The organism is Virgibacillus natechei (assembly GCF_026013645.1).
GTDB lineage: Bacteria > Bacillota > Bacilli > Bacillales > Amphibacillaceae > Virgibacillus_L > Virgibacillus_L natechei.
The window spans coordinates 247,683-269,265 of the sequence record NZ_CP110224.1 but is presented as its reverse complement, the minus strand read 5'-3'; the positions used below and the strand labels follow the sequence as shown (position 1 = coordinate 269,265).

The window sequence follows — 21,583 nt, the reverse complement described above, 5'->3', positions numbered from 1 at the left end:
CTCAAGACTTTTAATAAGTCTTATCAGCCAATATAATACTATCCAAGGTAGAATAAATTTTGTCGCCCATTCTATTATTTTAGGAACTACATACGATGTGTGTACTCCTATAAGTTCGAGAACAAACCAAAGTACCAATATAAGTGCTATATCAATGATTATATTTATAATTGACTTCTTATCAATTTGTTTAGATCGTTTAGTCATTAAGCGAAAAGCTGACACAATTAATACGATTATTAGTATTAAAATTACAATAGTAATAAATTGGAATGTAACATCACTCCAAACGATTTCACTCATATAAAACAACACCTCAAAATTATGTGATTAAGTCCAAAATATTGCGCCAATTATTTCAAGTCAGCTTCATTTTTGCAATAAGTTATTCCGTTAACTAGCTATTATATAATACCTTTTTCTTTCGTTCTATTTTCTGAACCTTTTTAAAAGTAATTAAGGAAAGAATCACTAATAACGTATACATCTCACTGTATTTATCGTTTTTGTGGTCATTTATAATATCCATACAGAGTCAACTCCTTTTCGGGAAAACTAATTTTATTCAAGGAAAGCGTCCGATTGATTAATTACGCTGATTTCTTTTAGTTTGTATTAATAGTGAGATGGCAATCCCAACTACCAATGCACCTAATGCCCCAGATAAGGCTTGTGCAAGAGATTGAGTTGGCAAGTACACCCCTATAAAAGTTCCAATAGTTAAACCGATGGGAAGCACCCAATTCAAACCCCCCCTCCTTTTCTCAACAATCTGGCCCTATTGCGCACATATTTATTCGGTTATCGCGCCCTATTGTTGAGGAGACAGTCAATCCAAAGAGTTTAGCTTATTATATAAATACCTTTTCTTTCGCTCTATTTTCTTAATTTTTTGAAAGTAATTAAGGAAAGAATCACAAATAACGTATACATATCACTGTATTTATCGTTTTTGTGGTCATTTATAATTTCCATATCAACGCCTCCTTTCTTTACTAAAGTGCCCGATTGAGGGAAGATATTTCATTTCTTTTTTTAAAAAAATAAGAGAGAGCTAAGGCGGCAAATAACCATAACCCTATAAGAATGAGGCCCAACAGTTGATCATCTACATATGCCCCGACTACCCCTCCCGCAATCATAAGGATAAACATAATAATAAATCTCATAAGGTGTCCTCCCTTTCCGTTAAATGGCCTGTTTGAGGCACAACCTTGCTCCATTATCGCGCCCGATTGAGGAACAATCAACCATCCTTGTTGGCTGCTATATCATCTAACTTCTTTTCGATTCTATCTAGTTGTTTAGACCGTTTCGAAAATTTACGGATAACTAACACAACTAATGCAACGATAACTACTAAAATAATAAGAAACACTAACTGGACTATGAAATCGCCCCACATAAACATAAAAACTCCCCCTTGCTTTATTCCGTTAAATGGCCCGATAATCACATAAATGAGAACAACATATTCCATTACTGCGCCCAATTCCTGAACAGGCCAAAAAAGGTGAAATCGGTACACCTAAATACACTATCTGCCCTGATTTTAACCGTTGTCGAGTTAGTTTTCGTCATTATCATTTGAATAGTTTCTTTCAAGGGTTTTAATTAATCTTTCGCCAATTATCTTGATATTATATGCAATAATAAATAGGGCTACTGCAATTCCCAATAATACGAGTGTTAGCAACATTTCTTCCCTCCAAATCATTATTTATTACCACCTATTGACATAAATATCCAGATGACTTTGAAACGGATCTTCAACAATCTGCCCCTATTCCGGTAGACATCTATTCGGTTATTGCGCTTTTTTGCCCAATCCCATAAAACATAAAGAAAAAATGCCATAATGGAAACTCCCTTAAACCGCTTACATCATACGATACATGCCGTTTCAAAAGGGCACACTAAGCCCCCGTTTAATGAATTGTAGCTCCCTTATTCTCCTGCCAAATACGTCTCAACAGTGCAATGAATTGAATCACAAAAAAGACTGGAGCAAAAGCTAAAGAAACGGATACTGTGGTAAAAAACTTAATAAAACCATTAAGCAGTGATCGAAACCAACCTTGTTTCATTTTTGACATAAAACCAGAAATCGTACGTAAACCGAAGGGAACACAAAACATCCAAAAACCGAAAAGAATGGATGATGCAAGCACTGGTTCCTTATCATAGTGAGTTAGAAAAAAATACCAGCCAATCCCGAAAATTAATCCTATAAATACTGGAAATCGAAATGCCTTCCACGCTTCCTGTAAAATCATCATATCGTTTTACCCCCTTTAAACCAGTTCTCTCTAACACATTTTATCATAAAGATCCGATAGCAGAATGGCGATTATTACATTCTTGCGCTCGAATGTGGGAAAAGTAGGAATGGTTACTATCATCTATTCAGCCTTTATCTTTTTCCTGCTGTTCATCCATTTTTCTTGCTATACTCTCGATAAATTCATTTTGGCATTGATCCGCTTAAACTGATAAACATATGGCCGATAGAGTGCTCCTGTTTCACTAGGATTATTAAAAATCAGCTAGTAAATTGAAACAGAGATGCGCTATTCATTCATTTCTTTTCTCGCCTGTTGACCGCAACAAAAGGTACACAACAGAAATACCGAAAAATAATAAAAATGTTACTAGCCAATCCATCGTAATACCAGCTATATATTTGAGAAACATCGTTCCTAAATACACAACTACAAATACAACCGCATATAAACGTAGATCCATTGGAGTATATTCACTGTCTTTTTTTACAGGTATCATACCAAACCCTCCTTACATCCATCTTATTTATTCAATTAGCGCGCCTGGTTATTGAACAATTTAGAATTAAGAATTACCATCAGCTATAATTTACAAGGTATCCCACAAACATAAATATAAAAAAGCTAAAAAACATAATCGTATTGGCAATTATTAACCAATGTTCTTTAATCAATGCAGCGAACACTAGCCCAATTGGAGCAATAACAAAAGTTATCATCCATAATGGACTCGAGATCTGAAAAACTATATTCGGAACCCAAACAAGAACACAAATAATTAAACAAATTAAAGATAACACTTTAAACCTTTTGTTTTTGACCAACTTGTCTCTCTCTTTTATGAAAAATTTGTTCGGCAATCGCGCCCTATAGTGTGGAAGAAGGATTTTATGAAGACTTTTATGCAATCTCTTTTATTTTGTATAGGTTCTATAACGTTTACTTACCATAAAAATAATGGGGGTGCCAATGATGGTAGGGATAAACCATAATAAAAGAAAAGGAATTTGGTTTATTAATGGAATGTCTGCACCATTAACGACCAAAACAGCAGTAATAATTCCAATATAAGACCCCGCCATCCCACCTATATGCATCGACAACCAACCTCTCCAACGTCTCTTTCTTGCTAGGTATCCAAAAAGGGCTAAACCATAAGAAAAAACAGCTATATAGAAAAGATAAGCACTTTCTGACCAGTTAATTATCGCCATCCAAACAGAGGTTATGAAAACCACAAAATAGCCAATATGATACAATTCTCCAATTCTTGTATGATAGCCTTTTTCTTTCTTTACAGAAAAGTTGATTGCTCCTGTCAATAGGCAAAAACTACCCGCAATAATATGTATGATAAGCAAAAAAGTAAGAGTGTTCATTCAATCACCTCTTTTTACAATTTACTCTATTAACTGGGCCTATTGCGGCAGACATTTATTCGGTTATTGCGCCCGTTTGTTTAAGTATGATTTTTAAAATAACTTGATTATCAGTCCAGGAAAACTAATTAGCCCAGCAATTATGTAAAAATAGCCAAGTACCTTATCATCGTTCTTTACACCTTCAACCCCAAATAACAAGAATATTATAGGAATAAAGGTAATAATAACTTCAGATGGTAGTTCAGGAAAGAACACAAAACTAATCATTGCGATAGCTATAATTATATTAGCTATACGAAATATATTCATTTTATCACCCCTCGAAATCCATCAGTAAATTATTCAGTATGAGGTGGAGTTTCATAAACTAGCCTCTTGGTTAAATCTCGAATTAATGAAAAATGCTTCTGAAATTGGTTATGTTAGATTTGAGTATGCATCATCTATTAGATAGAAAAGTGCGATTAATAATACGCTATTAAACTACAACAAACGAGCGCGATAACCGAATAAATATGTGCCATAATCGGGCTATATATGTCTTTTCCCATCTTTCTATCAGAGAGTTGATAGTTGACTTGACTGATTCTACATTTTTATTAACATTTATATCCTCTTTGGTTAGAGTACCTTCACCAAAAGAGTGATTAAATACCGTTTCCCACCAGAATGTTATATGCCACAATGTCCAAGCAATACTTGGTGTACCAATATCATATGCTTCGGATTCAGGTAAGTCAGCATACCAATTTCCATCTACTTCATGAATATATAGTCCACTATTAGGAGAACGCCACATATATTCATCCTGACTTAATGATGAAAGATGGTATTCGAGAAGTTGTCTAGAAATACTAAATTGAAATTTAATATTATCTATTAATGCTGTATTAATTTTAGTCATGATAATCCATTATCCTCCCACTTTATAATATCCTCGGAACCATCGAAATCATAGTCATCAAAATAAAAGAGCATTTGAATTATTTAATTCTTATTGCGTTATCCCTCATTTAATGCCATTGCTTCTTTAATGAGCGAGGTGAAGACTTCCGGATGAATTTCGTCCATCTTTTTTATTCTTATATGTCTCATTGTTTTTCCTGTACCCTGCAATAATTTATTTATATCTTTTTCTTGAAGTTCATTTCCTTTATGAAAACCAAGATTAACGTGTTTTTTGGAAGTTTGCAGATAACAAACTAAACCATTATATGAATAATTGGGCATAGACCATTTGAATTCTTCTGTAAGTTCAGGCGAAGATTCAAAAATAATTTCCCTTAAAGCAACTGTAATGTCTTGAATACCTTTCGGCAAATTCGAAATAAACTTGTCAACCTCTCCAACTTTTCTTTCGTTATTAACCATAAAATTTCTCCTTTTATAATGATTTCTATTCATATTATATTAAGTACCAGTAACAATTCAATTTAACTATAAATTACCTTGGTATGGTTACTTTTGATTTTCTCTTCTTCCATCTTATATACGATACTGGCAAAATTATTTATTAGAGAATAGCGCCCGTTTATTTTACTTTTTCCTTTTTGGAACTCATACCCATAACACCTATAAAGATTAAAAGTAATGCAGCCACAATACCAGGATTCATTATATAAACTCCCTTCTTTTTTGACTTGTCTTTGGCATCTTTCTTAAAATTCATGAACGCTTATTCCAGATAATGGCCTGATTATGGCACAGTGCTTCTTCAACAACTGCGCCCGTTAATGGAATGCTTTCTAATATTACTGGTATAGCTAGACGTAAAACAGGAAGTAATCAATTATAGCCTTTGGAAATATGAACAATTTCTTTTATTACAGAATCAACCTCCAAGTTATCTTTAATTACGAATAAACTGTCCGATTCCCCTTCCACTGGATCCACAACATCTTCTAATTGAGATTCAGCTTGTTGCCTTAATAACACTTCCTCAAAATTAGAATAAGCACCTCTAAATATATCTGTACTACGTTTACTATTAGTAACTCGCCAATGCAGAACTTTATCTGGAATATCAAAATGAACTATGATACGGACAAACTCATCTTTAGGATAGATTTCTTCCAGTAAATACTTTCTCCCTTTTTTAGTTCGATTTGCACTACTAGCAATAATATGCAAATCAGTGTGTTCTTTAGCATAATCAACAATTAACTTTGAGATAGAATGTTTAAGTGTATTAGGTCCAGATTTGGGTTGCAACTTTTTGTAATATGTATTTATAAATTCAGCATTGTTATCTTGGTCCATAACAAAAGAATTATCTAACTCATTTTCTAAATCCTTTGCAAAAGTACTTTTTCCACTATGGGTCTTACCAACTGTTATAATCACTAACCTTTTCACAATTTCCCCTCCTTCCCATACAATTTTCACAAGAATACTTAACCATTTTATTCTGTTAATTGTTCCATTATCTGGCCCGATAAATGAATATGTTATTCAGCTAAAGCCCCCAATTCCTGAACAGACCAAAAACAGGTGAAATGGGTACCTAAATACACTATCTGTCTTGATTTTAACCGTTATCGAGTTAGTTTTCGTCATTCTCGTTTGAATAGTTTTTTTCGAGAATTTTAATTAATCTTTCGCCAATCGTCTTGATATTATATGCAATAATAAATAGGGCTACTGCAATTCCCAATAATACGAGTGTTAGCAACATTTCTTCCCTCCAAAATCATAATACACTTATTCAATAATTCAGTCTCTTTAGCTTAATAATAATTATTTCAAATATCTGTTATTTTTACAAGGAGTTATTCCATTAAATGGACTTACATGCGGTATTGGCGCTATTTATTATTAGGGAAAAGCGCCATAGGAATCCAATGCTACGAATTGTTAGTAGTTATTTCAGTTATTTCATCAGCAATTTCTTCTGGAGAGTAGCCATTAGTATAAATAGTGTATTTAGCTAGTAGCTTATTGGACTTGTGATTAACAAAGTGTTCATTTAGTTTATATACATCGTTGTTAGTGGTCACATCTTTTAATCTTTCATTTAAAACATTAATGGATTCTTTTTCATTTTGACTTGGCAGCAATAAAAATACATTTTCGTAGTTATAGAGGATGCTTTTGACTTCTTTCAACAAGACTTCATCTTCATAAACAGAGTGTCCCGCACCGAAGTCGTGAATACAATTCGGATAATCCTCTAGCGCCCTTTTAACTGCGTGTGCTTCGAACGGTTTCCAATACTCATACATAGACATATAACCATAATTTTCACATATTTCATTTTGCCTTTCTTTACTAAAACCTATTTCTTTATAATAATCAAATCGTCGATCATCCATTGGTCGCTGAGGAATCCCAGTTTTACTTGAAAGGACCTCAGCCACTGTACTTTTACCAGAACAAATTGGTCCGATTAAAATAATAGTACCAGACATCTGAATTCCTCCAATACCAACTTTTTGTCACTTTTTCAAGTGTAACGAGATCAAAAGAAAAGAAATTAAGATTTCTTTACTATAGTAACTTGTTCCAATAACTCATCAAGCGTTCCAAAGCATTTTTCAACCTCTGCTAGATGATAAAACGTACTTGTTGTTTCAAAATTATTCACCTCTTCATTTGGTGAATAAAGAAAAATCCTTTTTCCTTGTCCAATTGCGATACCTAGTTCGCAATAGTGACATGGCAATCCCAACTACCAATGCACCTAATGCATAAAACACCCCTCCTTTCCTCAACAATCTGGCTCTATTGCGGCACTTATTTATTCAGTTATCCGGCCCGATTGAGGAAGAGTATAGTTCTCCAATAACTACCTCATATATCAAAATAAGCCTCTATTTTTCCCCTCATATGATTGACCAGCGACATCACTTCGGCTTCCATTCCGTCCCAATCATCATCATACTCACCAAGATAAGCTTTTTTAGCGATATCGAGCACTTTCGCCTGCTGCTTCGGTAACTTAGGGATTGCCCATTGTGCAGCCACATCCTTTGGAGAAATTGCATTTTCAGCCATTGTTTGCCACATGCGAGCTAGAGTTAATAGCACATTACGTTCGTCACCCTTAAGATCATCAATTAACTCTGGCAAAGACTCCTTTATTGCTTTTTGAATATCTGTTACCGGAATGGGGTCAAGTATCGTTGACAAATCAGGTCCAAATAGTGAAACGCTATGTTCTCGTGCTTGTGCCAAAACTATAGCTAAATCAGGATCAAATATTGGTTTCGGAATTTGACCATTCTCAAACTCAGATCTAAGCCATTCCCCATATATCAATTCATTCCTCGGTGGATATTGCCAAGGTACGCTATCTTCTTTATTAATAACGATGAATTCAAGATACCGCATTCCTTTTTCATCCCCTATTTTTCCTGATATCGGCATTAAGCGTTCTGTTAGTTTTCTTCGAGTAGCTTCAGATAATTGCTGATTTACGACAGCAAGGACATCGACATCACTATTTATGCGTAACCCACCACTTACTGCCGAACCATAAAGAGACATACCAACTAACTTGCTCCCGAGTACATTCTTCGCAATTCTTAATGCGTCAAATGCTTCCCTTGGTATTTCTTCATTAGTCATATTGCTCATCAACTACATACTCCCCTATTCAATATACAGCTAAAACTTCACACACATTACTCTACAATATGGCCCGATTGCGAAACATTTTCAATTAGACCAATGGATGCTTCATCCATACATTAGGTTCGATGTAAACACCCTTGTTGGCGTCCTTATCTAATTCTAAAGGTACTAAACCCTCATTTATTATATAGCTTCCCGACGAAGGTAATTTCATATTAATCCACTTTTCCCAATCCTTAACTGTAGCTGGAATTACCATAGATGTTTCTGCCACTTTTATAATGGAAGCACCAATTTTAAAATGCGTTCTAATCCAAGGATCAAAATGAGTTCCGTCATCTCTCATCCAACCGATGTATTCTTCCATTGGAATCAAAGGATATTTGGATTTTAACGAAGGACGAACAGGGGCTACCATATTATTAAAATTACTTTTAATGGCTAAACCTTTCATTTCCTTCACCATTCTCTTACTCAGACCCTTACCCCTGAATGCTGGATGAATGATAATAGCTAATGCTGACAATGAATTTGGCTGTATGTTATTTTCATAATCTACTATTCCTTTTTCAAAAACCCCATCCCATCCTGTTGGCAAGCTACCTTCATTACCATCCCAATCAAAAGGAACTGAATTTCCACAAGCCACAGGATTTAATTTCTCATCCAAAAGAATATATTGAAATTCAGGAAACCAAGAGAGTAATTTATCCCAATACTTTACTGCTATAGGGTCCTCTCTCATATATTTTGTCCACCCTATACTATGCAAATTATTTAAGTCACCTTCTAAATCTGGACGTTCTTTTAATGTAACTATAGTGTATTTTTCTCCATAAATATTCCCTTCCCCTTCTAAAAGCAGACGCCTTCTATTTAGTATAGTTTGTTCCGCAAATAGCCATATTCCGGAATATGATTGTTCGTTAAGTGCCCAATTTTTGAACAAATTTCTAATATTAGCTGGTATAGTGGAACCGTATGTTCAAGATTTTTCCGCTTCGTTCTCTACACACTAAATACTAATGTAAACCAAAAAAGAGCAAATCCAAACTCAAAAAGAATTACTTTACTCGATTTTTTTTGATAATATTTTTCGATACCATCAAATAAGGAAATGACTCCTGCTAATATGATAACCCACTTTATTAAGGTAAGATCAAAACCATCGATAATGCTAAAGACAAATAATATCACCATTAATATTGCAATTGATAGCCTGATTATTTTCATTGGTTTTGTACTTATCTCTTGTTCTTGTTTGTCTTGGAAAAACACTTCTATTTATAACACTCCTCTGTCTAGCATTTTTCCTGTTAAGCCTTCAACAATGTGTTATTCGGCTAAAGCACCCGATAACTGAGGGTTGAACGATGCTTAGGAATTAATCATTTATTGTCTTTTTTACGTTTTGGACTAAGCCAAATGCTAGAATAAGTAAAACTGTATTGACAGTCATTACTATACCATTCCAATTCCCGTCAAAAACAACTATGTTTGTAAGCGTGATTAAGTGCATTATTAGAATTGTAAATAATAAGTATGTTGTCGCTCTCAACTTTATCGCCTCCTTTTTGTTCAATTAGCCATCTTCCACAATCTAGCCGATAGTTATAAAGTTTGAAACCCAAAACCTTCAATTTAAGGCCCTTGTATTACAATCTTTAGATTTATTTTAACATAATTGTCGATATACTAATTTCACTGTTAATTCAAACGTTAAAATTGGCCCATTGTTCTTTAAAAAACTGATATATCAATAAAAATTAGCATACTAAATCTTATGTGATTCGGTATGCTAATTATCATTTAATTGTCGATTTTCTCCAACCTAAGTGAACTACTAATTGCACCTCCAGCTCTTTTTTGTATAAAAATAAATCCCTGCTCACACGCAGAGATTTACACATTATTATTGTACGACTTTGTTTGTTATTTCCTGCTTAATCTGGCTTAATTCATTCGCACGCCTGCGACCTTCTTCATACATATTTCTTTCTTTTCTTTTTAACATGTCGAGGATCGGTTTATACTCTACTCTTTGTTGCCGCTTCGCAATAGAATTTTTCATAACCCATCCTATAAAAACACCACTCACAGCACTTGCCACTAGCATATTATTCGTTTTGCTCATTTGAGGTAGCTCCTTCACTTCTTGCTTGCCTGCGTTTTTGAAGTAAATAGTAACCTAATGCAAATGATCCATATAAACCGCCAAGGCTATTTTTATCAGAAACTTCCTTGCTGTCTTCTGTGTTATGTTTCATTGTTTCGGTCACATCAACGAATGAAGAGGTAACATTTCTCGTCACGTTCCCGACATCTCCAACAATGTAAAACAGCGGACTTAATTGCTCTAATTTGTCATTTACATCAGCGATGGTGTCATTACTTTGATTAATTAGCGTTCCTGTTTCTTTAAAAACATCATCCAGTTGATCAGGCAATTTTTCAACTGTTTTTTCAATTCCACTAAGTATACCTGCAAGGTTTTGTAATGTATGTGCTATGAAGATTGTTAAGACAAGAAAAGCAACCCCGATAATAAGTACACCTATTCCAGTTAACGTCATATTTCATCCCTACTCCCTGTTTGATTGATTGGTTCCTCATTTGATTGTTGTTTTTTCCACTTCGAATATAATAGAAAAGCAGCTTCCGTCCATCTTATTCCCTCAATAAACGGGGTAACTTTTCGCTGAAATTGTTCATCGGAAAGCTTTTCTCGATTATGGTGATAGACATCATTCACAGCGTTAGCTGAATTTCCGATATTCTCAAGCGTATCGAATACACTGTCGGTTGCGTTCACTTTATCCGACACATCATCAACAAGATTACCTGTATGCTGAACCGTCTCCTTTATCTCCGGGGTAATGGATTCCAGTTCTTTCTCCACCTCACCTAAGGTTGTCCCCAGGGTTTGCATCGTGGTGGATATGCGTTTTAATACAAGACATATGTATGCAACGCTACCTGCAAATGCGATTGAACATAGTAGAATTCCTAAATAGATTACTCCCATGGATCAGACCTCCTTTCATGCAATTATACCACTTGTGCAGTGAATTAAAACATTATTTATGTTCTCTATTGAACAGGTTTACTATACGCGATCTAGGGTATAGAAAGGAAGTAAACAAATACCTGGGGGAAGTTACATGATTCAATTAAAAAAGTTCGCAACTGATTTTATGACAAAATTTAAAGCTGATAACGTTCCTTTATTAGCAGCAGCACAAGCATACTATTATTTACTAGCTATTTTCCCATTAATTATTGTCGGCTTTACCATTATACCGTATTTTAATATTAATCCAAATGATGCTGTGAATTTCATAGGTAACATGCTTCCAGGCGAAATAGCCTCTATTTTTGAAGAAAATATAATAAGCATGATAGCAACTCCTCAGGGTGGATTGCTCACTATTGGTATAATCGGTGCCTTATGGGCCGCGTCCAACGGGATTAACGCATTTATTAAATCGTCCAATACAGCCTATGATGTTGAGGAAACCAGACCTTTTATTCTGGTTCGCCTTCTATCACTAGGATTAACACTTGGCATGATTGTGGCGTTGATTATTGCTTTTACCTTACCGATGTTTGGAAATATTATTGTAAGCTTTCTACAATCATTTCTAGGGCTCTCAGGCACGATGGCTCTGTTATTCCAAGTATTACGTTGGACCATTAGTATTGTCGTCCTAACGAGCCTCTTAATGCTATTATATCGATTTGCACCAAATAAACAAATACCATTTAAGAACATTATCCCTGGTGCACTCACAGCCAGTTTCCTATGGCAAATCATATCCTTAGGTTTCTCGTTTTATGTTAGTAATTTCGGTAACTATTCTGCCACTTACGGCAGTCTAGGTGGTGTTATCATATTAATGATTTGGTTCTTTTTAACCGGACTAATCTTAATGGTGGGTGCGATTGTAAATGTGCTATACCACCGAAAGCAAGAACAACGCCAATATGATGATAAGACCTCTGTTTCTTAAATGTGAAATGGAGGGCTCCTTTCCAGAACACCCCTTGATCACCTGGAAAGGAACCCTGAAACCATGGCTTTACTCCAATGCTCATAGCTCGTGATATTATCCCAAGAAATCCCACTTCGTTTGAGTGGCGTGATGAATGATGCGCCATTACGGAATTGTGCAGTCGGCTCTTCTGCCACTGTATCACCCATCGTTACACCATTGGTTATTTCAAGCATCGTGTCCATCAAAATACCTGTTTCCACCCTTTGTTCCACTAGTTTTCCATCCGCATTCATTTTCCATACAGAATCAGTAAATACATGGTCTTCAAATAAAACCGTAGCACCTAGGGACTCTTCCATCACAATGCTTACGTTAGCATGGTAGCCTGGAAGCAGGTCCTCCTGATCTACTTCTTCATCCATTTCATTAAACGCTACAGTAAATGGGTAGATGCTTTCGCCTTCTATCTGGACTTCTATTGGCGACTCACTTATCTCATTTACTTCGCCTTCCATTACCATTTCTTGCTCCGTGAGACGTACCTCTACTTCCTGCCCAGGCTCAACTTGAGTTCGCTCCTGTTCCGTTAGCTCACCTTCAGCATGTAATGCTGTACCTTCAATCGTAATAACTGGATCCTCGAGCGTTTCTTTTACCGCTTTAATTGTTCCCTGGAAAGGACTTACTACCGTTACGGTATCGCCACCAGACTGAAGCTCGGTTAGTTGGCCCTCTACACTATTTAATTGAGCCGTCTTTTGGGCTAACTCTTTTTCTTTCTCAATGATATATTGTTCTTTCATCAATTCTGCTTCTACCGCTTCTTCTGGTTCATCTCTTTCATCTCGTTCATCTGCTGTTTCAGCTGGATCCAACATTTCTCCCTCATCTAGCGGTGGCAGCTCTTCATCAAAACCAAACGGGTCAAGCGTTGATGGAGATATATCTTGGATTTGATAGCTATCCATTTGTGCTATAGCCTCTTCAACCGCCGAAATTTCTCCATTGAGGGCTTCTACCTCACGCATTAGATTGGCTTCTACCTCGACATAATCGTTAACTTGATAGACATAAAGCCCATCACCCGCGTTCACTTGAGCCCCTTCCTCGACCAAGAATTCTTGAAAACTACCAACGTTTTGATCAAAGTAGATATGTTCCTCTTCCGCATATGCGAGAACCCCTGGCTTATGGAGCTGCTCAAGCATATCCGATTCAAAAACGTGCGACCAGTTCGTAATATACGATGTTCGCTCCACATTTTCCCCATCATCAACATACACCAATAAAAAATTAACGCCTATAAATACAACAGCTAATGCTTGAATAAGTCTTCTTCGTATCATCCAAACCACCCACTTATGATATACGTATTAGCATAAGCCAAAAATGCCGCCAGACACCAGTATAGAATATGTAAACAGATGACATTTACCCACAGCCAATGTTTCTTGATAGCAGTCATCGTGCTAAGGTATTTCACCTGAAACCAAATAACCCATAACTGAAAAAGGGATATGGCTCCGAAAAAATAGATAATCCAAGGTGTTTCCGTTAAATAAGAAGCAATGACTCCAAATGATAACGGCGATACATACCAATCCAGCCCACTAAACAGCACCAATGGTACCCATAGAATTCTTTCAACTAAAAGCACCAAAAGTACAACCTGTTGCATGATAATCAACTTACGATAAGGTATGTCTGTTAGTAAATAAAAATACAGTGTGGGTACAAATAAAAGTAACGCAGCAAATAAAACAGCAAACAAAACACGGCCGATGATAAACCAGAGCTTACTTAGTTCGTATTCGGTCGAACTTAATGCCGTAGCATCTTGGGAAATAATAGCTGTTCCAATTCCCAGATAAGCCATCCAAACATAGACAAACACACTACATAGTACAAGTAATGCACTTACCTTCCATAGGTTTTGCACTTTCTCTGCTTTACGGATCCGGAATAAATGATCATCCATAGAAAAGAGAAATTTGAATACATTAATAGGATAAGACATGAGTGACATTCCTTTTCTATTGTGGACTTTAATAATTTAAAATAGTTACTCAATTTTAACCCAAAATTTGCTAAGATTCTATCCTTTTCGCATAAATTTAACAAATTGGGAATTTGTACCCTACTAACTGGAAATTTTTAAAAGAAATCAGCAAAAAACGTATGCTGTCTTGGAATGAGGTCTTCAAGTTGATCAATAGCTTGTCCATCCCCGTTCAGCAGACCAGCCTGTTCATAATCTTTGGGCCGTTTATAGCCTAGCAGCATGCCTGTAAGAACTTGGATCGAGCAATATATAGATGCTTTATGATCATCTAGCCTTTCACCGGAATGCTGCAAGGAATAGGTTCCACTATTTTCCGGAAAAAAGCTATCCTCTACCGTTATCGAGAGATTAGCCTCGCCTTGAAAAGGATATTCTTTCAAAAATGCCCGGACGTCAACAATACGCGCCATAAAATAAGGCTGCAGTTTCTGCTCAAACGTTGGATCATCAAGTAAGAGCGCAAGATTATCCCCTTCAGGAACAGTGAGACTAACAGTATTAGCCATTGAATCATGGTTCCCCATAAAGTCCAATAACAATTTTCGCGCATTCAAATTGTGATACACCATTTCCTTCACCGTAAGCACATTCTCTTTAACCTTATACAATAAGTAACCTTCTGGATGATCGTCGGTGTCATAGGCTACCGCAATTTGAAGTGATTTGTCCTTTAGTACACGTTGCTCCCACCACTTTTCATCACGTACAAGCATCCCATTGAACGATTTCGCATATTCCGTATAAACACCATGCAGTAACTCGATATCTGGTTGGATGCGCCTTACATAACCTTTTGCATCCCATTTATTTTTCAGCCTTTCCACCGGGATCGAATACTGCTGATTTGTAAAGGTGTGCTCCCAACCATACTTCCGGTAAAAGGCAAAGGAAAACGGATGAAGGAAGGATAGTGCCTGCCCATTTTGTTTCATCTGTTTTAAAGCATGGTAAAGCAAATGTTTGACCATCCCCCGCCTGCGGTATTCAGGCCATGTTGCAACCCCGCTAATACCTCCCATTTCAAATGGCTTACCGTGAATGTAACAAGGCAGTGGTATAAGATGAAGCTTCGCCGCTATTTGCGCTTCTTCCATCCATCCCCAGATCGTATGCCGATGTGCTTCCACTTTCTTTTTTTCTAAATCTTCTTCTGATAATTCATATTGGAAAGCGAACTGAGATAAAGAGAAGATTTCTTCATAATTTGCTTCGGTTAATGTTTGAATATTTTTCAAGGTGTGAGCCTCCTCTATTTAGAAATATGTTAGTCCCTATACTATAGGAAAATTATGATGTTTCACATTAAAAAAGCTCTCTTTCCAATAAAGGAAAAAGAGCTTTTGATGAAACGATATTAACGTTTTGAGAACTGTGGTGCACGACGAGCTGATCTAAGTCCGTATTTCTTACGTTCAGTCATACGTGAATCACGAGTTAGATATCCTTCTGCTTTAAGCGCAGCACGATATTCTGGGTCTGCTTTTAGTAATGCACGAGAAACGCCGTGGCGAATAGCACCAGCTTGTCCAGTAAATCCTCCACCATGAACGTTAACTAAAACGTCATACGTTCCTTGCGTCTCAGTAGCGACAAGCGGCTGATTCAAAATTAGTAATTGGGTTTCATATGGAAAATAGTCTTTTGCATCGCGGTCATTAATCTTAACGTTACCAGTTCCTGGTACTAAACGTACGCGAGCAGTTGATCTTTTACGACGGCCTGTGCCGTAATATTGTACTTGTGCCAAATTAGTTTACCTCCCTTAGTTATCCGCGAAGCTCGTAAGTTTGCGGTTTTTGTGCTTGATGATTGTGTTCAGAACCTCTGAATACATGCAGTTTTTTAGCCATTTTACGACCTAATGGACCATTAGGAAGCATTCCTTTAACAGCAAGCTCTAGCATTTGCTCAGGGTATTTCGTACGCATTTCATTTGCATTCCGTTCTTTTATACCACTAGAATAACCTGTGTGACGGTAGTACATTTTGTCATCCATTTTATTACCAGTTAACTCTATTTTTGCAGCGTTAATGATAATTATATTATCACCAGTATCAGCGTGTGGTGTGTAAGTTGGTTTATGCTTTCCACGAAGGATCGCAGCAACCTCACTTGCCAAACGACCAAGACGTTGGCCTTCAGCATCCACAACAAGCCATTTGCGTTCGATATTATTTTCATTTGCCATGAAAGTTGTGCGCATGATAGTTTCCCTCCATATTTCAATCATTCATTTTCGTTCATTTCATTCATTTAAATTCGTTGTTATTCCTATATCTGAACATAATTAGATTCCGGGGCTAATCATGGTTTAGAAATAAAAATGCCATAGTATATAATATACCAAACCACAGCTATTTGTCAAGCAGAAGTTAAATAAAACTAGTTTTCCCCTTTATACTTCACACTCCATAAATACAAGCCTTGTGGTGGTATCGTTTCACCAACTAATTGGCGATCTTTTTTAGCCAGTAAGCCAGCAATATCTGCCGGCTCGCGCCTCCCCTTCCCGATATCCAGTAATACGCCAACAATAATCCGCACCATATTATATAAAAAGCCACTTCCGCGAAAAATAAATTCTATTTCACTACCTCGCTTCTCGCAAGAAACCTGATAGAGCGTTCTTTCCTTACTTCCTTTTGTGGTGGCTTTAGCTGAGGAGAACGTGGTAAAGTCATGCGTTCCCTCAAACTGCCTACAAGCCTCTTGAATGGCCTCCACATTCAATCTATAAGGAAACTGGTAAAAGTAATTTCGCTTAAAAACATCGGACTCTCTTTCATTCCATACATAATAGCGGTATTCTTTTTCTACAACATCATAGCGAGCATGAAAAGAATCAGGTACCTTTACTACCTCCTGTACAAATAAATCGCCAGGCAACAGCGTATTTAGCGCCTGCTTCCAATTATAGAGCGGAATGTCATACGGTGACTCAAAATGAATCGTCTGCCCCTTCGCATGGACACCTGTATCTGTACGTCCAGATGGATGGATACGTACATGGGTGCCCTTATGCATCTTGGTTAAAGCTTTTTCAAATTCGCCCTGTACGGTGCGAGATTTAGGCTGTATTTGGAAACCGGTAAACTGGGACCCATCATAATTAATTGTACATTTCAATTTTTCCATTTGTCCCAGCCTTTCTTAGGCAGATAAGAAAGTATAAAATACTTTCTTACTCCATAAGTGCAACTAAGGTTGTCACCCAAAAGCTTGGTGACAACCAAGTTTTCTAAGAATAACTTCTTGTCATAAATAATACCGCTATGACAGCAAGAAATAGGAGATAGATCATAATATCTCGTTTTTCAACCTTTAAATCTCGGAGTTTGGTTCGGCCTTCCCCGCCCTGGTAACCACGCGCTTCCATTGCCATAGCCAATTCTTCTGCACGTTTAAAGGCACTTACAAATAGCGGGACCAATAATGGCACAACCGCCTTTGCCCGTTCTTTCACCGGCCCTGTTCGAAAGTCAACACCACGTGATGCTTGTGCCTTGGATATTTTATCCGTTTCCTGCATTAGGGTTGGAATAAATCGAAGGGAGATGGACATCATTAAAGCCAGTTCATGAACCGGGAATCTAAATTTCTTCAATGGATGAAGCATATCCTCTATCGCATCGGTAATTTCAATTGGCGTTGTCGTTAATGTTAGCAGAGATGTAACAAGGATAAGCAAGAAAAATCGCATCGAAATAGCAAAACCTTGGATGACACCACCGCTATACACTTCAAAAATAAAAAAATCAAATAAAAGCGTTCCTTCATTCGTAACAAATAAGTGCAATATAAACGTAAATATAATTAAAAACCAAACAGGGGTTAATCCTTTCATAATAAACCGAATCGGGACTCTCGATGTAAGCATGCTCCCTAGTGCAAAAGCAGTTAATACCCCGTAACTTAAGACCGTATTTGCAAAGAATACAATGAGTACAAAAAAGAAAATAATGGTGATCTTTGTTCGGGGGTCTAACCGGTGAATAAGAGATTCACCCGGAACATACTGACCAATTATTATTGCATTGTTCATGAGGAGTGGCCCTCCTCGATCAACTGCCGTATGGACGTTGCTATTTCATTTATCGACTGCCGCTTGAATGGAATGGATTTCCCGAATTTCTTTTCAAATAGATTCAAAAATTGAACCATCTCTGGTACATCAAGCTGAACGTTATGAAGGGCTTCTTTTTGTGTAAAGACTTCTTCTGGCGTCCCTTCCATGTACTTGGTTCCATTATTTAATAGAATAACATGATCAGCATATTTCACAGCGTCTTCCATGCTATGTGTCACAAGAACAGTCGTTAGCGCTTGTTCATTGTGTAAATCGTAGAACATATCCATCATTTCCTTTTGCCCTCGTGGATCTAGTCCTGCAGATGGTTCATCAAGAACAAGGACATCCGGCCTGATTGCGAGTACACCTGCGATAGCAACTCTGCGCATCTGTCCGCCACTTAAATCAAATGGGGAACGTTGAAGTAATTCATCTGTCAATCCGACAGCTGGGGTTATCTCCTTGATACGCTGGTTTACCTCAGTACTTTTTACACCAAAATTTTCTGGTCCAAATGCAATATCTTTTTCCACCGTTTCTTCAAATAATTGGTGTTCTGGATATTGAAATACAACACCAACACGACTGCGTAACTCTTTCATATTGGTGGGTTTCTCATCTTTCGTTAGCTTGAAATCACCAATGGTAACTTCTCCTTCACTCGGTCGAACAAGTCCATTTAAATGCTGAATAATCGTTGACTTACCAGAACCCGTATGGCCGATTATCGCAACAAAGGATCCGGAGGGAATATGAAATGACAAATCGTCAATTGCTTTATGTGCAAACGGTGAATTACGTTGATAAATATAGCTTACGTTATTGAATGTAATGTCCATAAATCCTCCACCAATTCCTCATGATTTAGAGGTTCTTTTGTTACCGGAACACCTGCTTTTTTTAGTTCTTCTGCTAAAACAGCAATAAATGGTACATCCAGTCCAATTTTTTGAAGCGCATCTTTTTTTGAAAAGACTTCACGTGGTGTGGACGCTTCCCAAACTTGTCCTTCATTCATGACAATAACGCGTTCAGCCTGAACAACCTCACGCAAATCATGTGTAATTGTAATTAATGATAGGTCATTCTTATCCTGGACATTCGATACAGTCTCCATAATTTCGGTACGGCCTTTGGGGTCAAGCATAGCTGTCGCCTCATCTAAAATAAGCACCTGAGGAGAAACGGCTAATACGCCGGCAATTGCCACACGTTGTTTTTGACCACCTGACAACCGATGTGGTTCCGTCAACAGATAGCCAGCCATTCCAACAGCAGTGAGGTTTTGGTCAATACGCTTTACCATTTCATCCCTGGGGACACCACGGTTTTCCATCCCAAACGCTACATCATCCTGTACCGTTGTTCCCACAAATTGATTATCCGGATTCTGAAAAACCATTCCTACCTCTCTACGAATATCCCAAATGGTCTCTTGGTTCACTTCCTGACCATTAATGATAATTTCCCCTTCTTGCGGAAACAATAACCCATTCAATAGTTTAGCTATAGTCGATTTCCCGGAACCATTGTGACCGATAATGGCAACCCATTCACTCTCATATATATCAAACGAACAATTCTTCAATACCCACGGATAATCATCTCCATATCGAAAAGAGACGTTTCTAAACTCGATTAACTTCCCCCTCATTGCCCAACCTCCTCTGCACCTGCCCTAGGTTAACTAAAATTCGATCACTGCCTACAAAAAAAGGGCCTGGATTCACCTCGTAGAAGAGATTCAGCCTGCCCTTGACGTTATCATTGTATTAAACTAATTCAATGATTGCCATTTTTGCTCCATCACCTTGACGAGCGCCTAACTTAAGTACACGCGTATATCCGCCTTGACGGTCTTCATAGCGCGAGGCAACATCATCAAAAAGCTTTTGGATAACATTTTCATTTTCATTTGCTTCTTGGTTATATAGGAATGATGCAGCTTGACGGCGTGCGTGAAGATCACCACGTTTGCCTAGCGTAATCATCTTTTCTGCTACAGATTTAAGATCTTTCGCTTTTGCCTCTGTCACTTCAAGTCTTTCATGAATAATAAGATCAGATGCAAGGTTACGAAGTAGTGCCATTCGAGTATCTGTTGTACGACCAAATTTTCTAGCCATGAATTATCCCTCCCTTTCCTGTTGTTTCGGGGCGCTTGCCCTTTAATTCAGACTCTAAAGGAGTTATATTGATTAGTCATCATCGCGTAAGCCTAAGCCAAGATCATCTAGTTTTACTTTTACTTCCTCTAGTGATTTACGGCCTAAATTACGGACTTTCATCATATCTTCTTCAGATTTATTTGCAAGCTCTTGAACTGAATTAATGCCAGCACGTTTCAAACAATTATAGGATCTGACAGAAAGATCTAGTTCTTCTATTGTCATTTCCATAACTTTTTCTTTTTGATCTTCTTCTTTTTCAATCATGATTTCAGCTTTTTGTGCTTGATCTGTTAATCCTACGAAAATATTAAGATGCTCTGTAAAGACTTTTGCCGCTAAGGAGACTGCTTCCTCCGGACGAATGCTTCCATCAGTCGTTACATCTAACGTTAACTTATCGTAGCTTGCAACTTGACCTATACGTGTATCTTCTACCGTGTACGTGACACGAGATACAGGTGTAAAAATAGAATCAACTGCAACAACACCGATTGGCTGCTCATCATGTTTATTTTGTTCGGAATTACGATAACCGCGTCCAGTAGATGCCGTTATTTTCATATGCAAGCTACCTTTGCTATTAATCGTAGCAATTGGCAGTTCTGGATTCAATACTTCTACATCACTATCATACGTAATGTCTGCAGCCGTAACTATTCCTTCTCCCTGCACATTAATCTCTAATGTTTTCTCAGAATCAGAGTAAATCTTTAGAGCTAGTTTTTTTAGATTCAAAATTATTGTTGTTACATCTTCAACAACACCATCAATTGTCGAAAACTCATGAAGTGCCCCGTCAATTTGAACAGATGTCACAGCAGCACCTGGAAGTGAGGATAGTAGGATACGACGCAAGGAGTTCCCAAGTGTGGCACCATATCCACGTTCAAGCGGCTCGACGACAAATTTTCCAAACGTAGCATCTTCGCTGACTTCTACCGTTTCAATTTTTGGCTTTTCAATTTCGATCATTCAATAAAACCCTCCTTCAAAACGTCGAAACCCCGGCTAGACTCTCCTGTCTAACCGAAATTCCTCAGATAGGCAGT

General features: G+C 37.3%; 33 protein-coding genes. 1 reads left to right on the top strand and 32 read right to left on the bottom strand.

Going from position 1 to position 21,583, the window contains the following annotated elements; genetic code table 11:
• Positions 1–586: 586 nt before the first annotated feature.
• The 21 genes from OLD84_RS01680 to OLD84_RS01580 form a co-directional block, all read right to left on the bottom strand.
• Positions 587–748 (bottom strand): hypothetical protein, encoded by a 162-nt coding sequence (locus OLD84_RS01680; protein ID WP_209464010.1) that lies wholly within the window; start codon positions 746–748, stop codon positions 587–589.
• 247 nt (positions 749–995) lie between these two features.
• A complete protein-coding gene (locus OLD84_RS01675) occupies positions 996–1,169 on the bottom strand; it encodes an LPXTG cell wall anchor domain-containing protein (RefSeq protein ID WP_209464009.1) in 174 nt (57 codons plus the stop codon).
• 77 nt (positions 1,170–1,246) lie between these two features.
• Complete coding sequence (locus OLD84_RS01670) at positions 1,247–1,480, bottom strand: DUF4083 family protein (RefSeq protein ID WP_264917259.1); 234 nt, start codon at positions 1,478–1,480, stop codon at positions 1,247–1,249.
• An 87-nt stretch (positions 1,481–1,567) separates the two neighbouring features.
• On the bottom strand, positions 1,568–1,717 hold the full coding sequence (locus OLD84_RS01665) for a hypothetical protein (RefSeq protein ID WP_209464007.1): 150 nt from the start codon (positions 1,715–1,717) through the stop codon (positions 1,568–1,570).
• Between the two features lie 211 nt (positions 1,718–1,928).
• Entirely contained in the window at positions 1,929–2,279 is a 351-nt protein-coding gene (locus OLD84_RS01660; protein ID WP_209464006.1) for a hypothetical protein, read from the bottom strand.
• Between the two features lie 295 nt (positions 2,280–2,574).
• A complete protein-coding gene (locus OLD84_RS01655) occupies positions 2,575–2,781 on the bottom strand; it encodes a hypothetical protein (protein ID WP_209464005.1) in 207 nt (68 codons plus the stop codon).
• Between the two features lie 415 nt (positions 2,782–3,196).
• Entirely contained in the window at positions 3,197–3,661 is a 465-nt protein-coding gene (locus OLD84_RS01650; RefSeq protein ID WP_209464004.1) for a DUF2306 domain-containing protein, read from the bottom strand.
• A gap of 93 nt (positions 3,662–3,754) precedes the next feature.
• On the bottom strand, positions 3,755–3,973 hold the full coding sequence (locus OLD84_RS01645; RefSeq protein ID WP_209464003.1) for a DUF3953 domain-containing protein: 219 nt from the start codon (positions 3,971–3,973) through the stop codon (positions 3,755–3,757).
• Between the two features lie 169 nt (positions 3,974–4,142).
• On the bottom strand, positions 4,143–4,568 hold the full coding sequence (locus OLD84_RS01640; protein ID WP_209464002.1) for a DinB family protein: 426 nt from the start codon (positions 4,566–4,568) through the stop codon (positions 4,143–4,145).
• Between the two features lie 98 nt (positions 4,569–4,666).
• Positions 4,667–5,035 (bottom strand): DUF1801 domain-containing protein, encoded by a 369-nt coding sequence (locus OLD84_RS01635; RefSeq protein WP_209464001.1) that lies wholly within the window; start codon positions 5,033–5,035, stop codon positions 4,667–4,669.
• 160 nt (positions 5,036–5,195) lie between these two features.
• Complete coding sequence (locus tag OLD84_RS01630) at positions 5,196–5,333, bottom strand: hypothetical protein (protein ID WP_209464000.1); 138 nt, start codon at positions 5,331–5,333, stop codon at positions 5,196–5,198.
• Between the two features lie 116 nt (positions 5,334–5,449).
• Positions 5,450–6,019, bottom strand: a complete 570-nt coding sequence (locus tag OLD84_RS01625) for an ATP-binding protein (protein ID WP_209463999.1) — start codon at positions 6,017–6,019, stop codon at positions 5,450–5,452.
• Positions 6,020–6,206: 187 nt separating this feature from the next.
• Complete coding sequence (locus OLD84_RS01620) at positions 6,207–6,338, bottom strand: hypothetical protein (RefSeq protein WP_264917258.1); 132 nt, start codon at positions 6,336–6,338, stop codon at positions 6,207–6,209.
• 169 nt (positions 6,339–6,507) lie between these two features.
• A complete protein-coding gene (locus OLD84_RS01615; RefSeq protein WP_209463998.1) occupies positions 6,508–7,071 on the bottom strand; it encodes a nucleoside/nucleotide kinase family protein in 564 nt (187 codons plus the stop codon).
• 65 nt (positions 7,072–7,136) lie between these two features.
• Entirely contained in the window at positions 7,137–7,331 is a 195-nt protein-coding gene (locus OLD84_RS01610; RefSeq protein WP_209463997.1) for a hypothetical protein, read from the bottom strand.
• A gap of 122 nt (positions 7,332–7,453) precedes the next feature.
• Complete coding sequence (ant(9), locus tag OLD84_RS01605; RefSeq protein WP_209463996.1) at positions 7,454–8,239, bottom strand: aminoglycoside nucleotidyltransferase ANT(9); 786 nt, start codon at positions 8,237–8,239, stop codon at positions 7,454–7,456.
• 85 nt (positions 8,240–8,324) lie between these two features.
• The gene (locus tag OLD84_RS01600) at positions 8,325–9,185 is read right to left on the bottom strand and encodes a GNAT family N-acetyltransferase (protein WP_209463995.1); all 861 of its coding nucleotides are present in this window, start codon (positions 9,183–9,185) and stop codon (positions 8,325–8,327) included.
• Positions 9,186–9,244: 59 nt separating this feature from the next.
• On the bottom strand, positions 9,245–9,514 hold the full coding sequence (locus OLD84_RS01595) for a hypothetical protein (protein ID WP_209463994.1): 270 nt from the start codon (positions 9,512–9,514) through the stop codon (positions 9,245–9,247).
• A 634-nt stretch (positions 9,515–10,148) separates the two neighbouring features.
• Complete coding sequence (locus OLD84_RS01590; protein WP_209463993.1) at positions 10,149–10,370, bottom strand: hypothetical protein; 222 nt, start codon at positions 10,368–10,370, stop codon at positions 10,149–10,151.
• Positions 10,354–10,809, bottom strand: a complete 456-nt coding sequence (locus OLD84_RS01585; protein ID WP_209463992.1) for a DUF948 domain-containing protein — start codon at positions 10,807–10,809, stop codon at positions 10,354–10,356. The genes OLD84_RS01590 and OLD84_RS01585 overlap by 17 nt, the downstream gene beginning before the upstream one ends.
• Positions 10,806–11,261 carry a DUF948 domain-containing protein gene (locus tag OLD84_RS01580; RefSeq protein ID WP_209463991.1) on the bottom strand — a complete coding sequence of 152 codons (456 nt, stop codon included), beginning with the start codon at positions 11,259–11,261 and terminating at the stop codon, positions 10,806–10,808. Before OLD84_RS01580 ends, OLD84_RS01585 begins: the two co-directional genes overlap by 4 nt.
• A 136-nt stretch (positions 11,262–11,397) precedes the next feature.
• Here OLD84_RS01580 and OLD84_RS01575 point away from each other — a divergent pair, with 136 nt between their 5' ends.
• Entirely contained in the window at positions 11,398–12,246 is an 849-nt protein-coding gene (locus OLD84_RS01575; RefSeq protein ID WP_209463990.1) for a YihY/virulence factor BrkB family protein, read from the top strand.
• Between the two features lie 38 nt (positions 12,247–12,284).
• Here the strand turns inward: OLD84_RS01575 and OLD84_RS01570 are convergent, their stop codons facing one another.
• From OLD84_RS01570 to OLD84_RS01520, 11 genes are all read right to left on the bottom strand, one after another.
• Positions 12,285–13,577 (bottom strand): beta-barrel domain-containing protein, encoded by a 1,293-nt coding sequence (locus OLD84_RS01570; protein ID WP_209463989.1) that lies wholly within the window; start codon positions 13,575–13,577, stop codon positions 12,285–12,287.
• A complete protein-coding gene (locus tag OLD84_RS01565) occupies positions 13,574–14,248 on the bottom strand; it encodes a hypothetical protein (RefSeq protein ID WP_209463988.1) in 675 nt (224 codons plus the stop codon). The genes OLD84_RS01570 and OLD84_RS01565 overlap by 4 nt, the downstream gene beginning before the upstream one ends.
• Positions 14,249–14,385: 137 nt before the next feature.
• A complete protein-coding gene (locus OLD84_RS01560; RefSeq protein WP_209463987.1) occupies positions 14,386–15,528 on the bottom strand; it encodes a GNAT family N-acetyltransferase in 1,143 nt (380 codons plus the stop codon).
• 119 nt (positions 15,529–15,647) lie between these two features.
• Positions 15,648–16,040: a 30S ribosomal protein S9 gene (rpsI, locus tag OLD84_RS01555; RefSeq protein WP_209463986.1), complete on the bottom strand. Its 393-nt coding sequence runs from the start codon at positions 16,038–16,040 to the stop codon at positions 15,648–15,650.
• 19 nt (positions 16,041–16,059) lie between these two features.
• On the bottom strand, positions 16,060–16,497 hold the full coding sequence (gene rplM, locus OLD84_RS01550) for a 50S ribosomal protein L13 (RefSeq protein WP_209463985.1): 438 nt from the start codon (positions 16,495–16,497) through the stop codon (positions 16,060–16,062).
• Between the two features lie 179 nt (positions 16,498–16,676).
• On the bottom strand, positions 16,677–17,429 hold the full coding sequence (gene truA, locus OLD84_RS01545) for a tRNA pseudouridine(38-40) synthase TruA (protein WP_209463984.1): 753 nt from the start codon (positions 17,427–17,429) through the stop codon (positions 16,677–16,679).
• Positions 17,430–17,532: 103 nt separating this feature from the next.
• On the bottom strand, positions 17,533–18,336 hold the full coding sequence (locus OLD84_RS01540; protein ID WP_209463983.1) for an energy-coupling factor transporter transmembrane component T family protein: 804 nt from the start codon (positions 18,334–18,336) through the stop codon (positions 17,533–17,535).
• The gene (locus OLD84_RS01535) at positions 18,333–19,202 is read right to left on the bottom strand and encodes an energy-coupling factor ABC transporter ATP-binding protein (RefSeq protein ID WP_209463982.1); all 870 of its coding nucleotides are present in this window, start codon (positions 19,200–19,202) and stop codon (positions 18,333–18,335) included. Before OLD84_RS01535 ends, OLD84_RS01540 begins: the two co-directional genes overlap by 4 nt.
• Positions 19,178–20,017 (bottom strand): energy-coupling factor ABC transporter ATP-binding protein, encoded by an 840-nt coding sequence (locus tag OLD84_RS01530; protein ID WP_209463981.1) that lies wholly within the window; start codon positions 20,015–20,017, stop codon positions 19,178–19,180. The genes OLD84_RS01535 and OLD84_RS01530 overlap by 25 nt, the downstream gene beginning before the upstream one ends.
• A gap of 118 nt (positions 20,018–20,135) precedes the next feature.
• The gene (gene rplQ / locus OLD84_RS01525) at positions 20,136–20,489 is read right to left on the bottom strand and encodes a 50S ribosomal protein L17 (protein ID WP_209463980.1); all 354 of its coding nucleotides are present in this window, start codon (positions 20,487–20,489) and stop codon (positions 20,136–20,138) included.
• 72 nt (positions 20,490–20,561) lie between these two features.
• Entirely contained in the window at positions 20,562–21,506 is a 945-nt protein-coding gene (locus OLD84_RS01520; RefSeq protein ID WP_209463979.1) for a DNA-directed RNA polymerase subunit alpha, read from the bottom strand.
• Positions 21,507–21,583 lie beyond the last annotated feature (77 nt).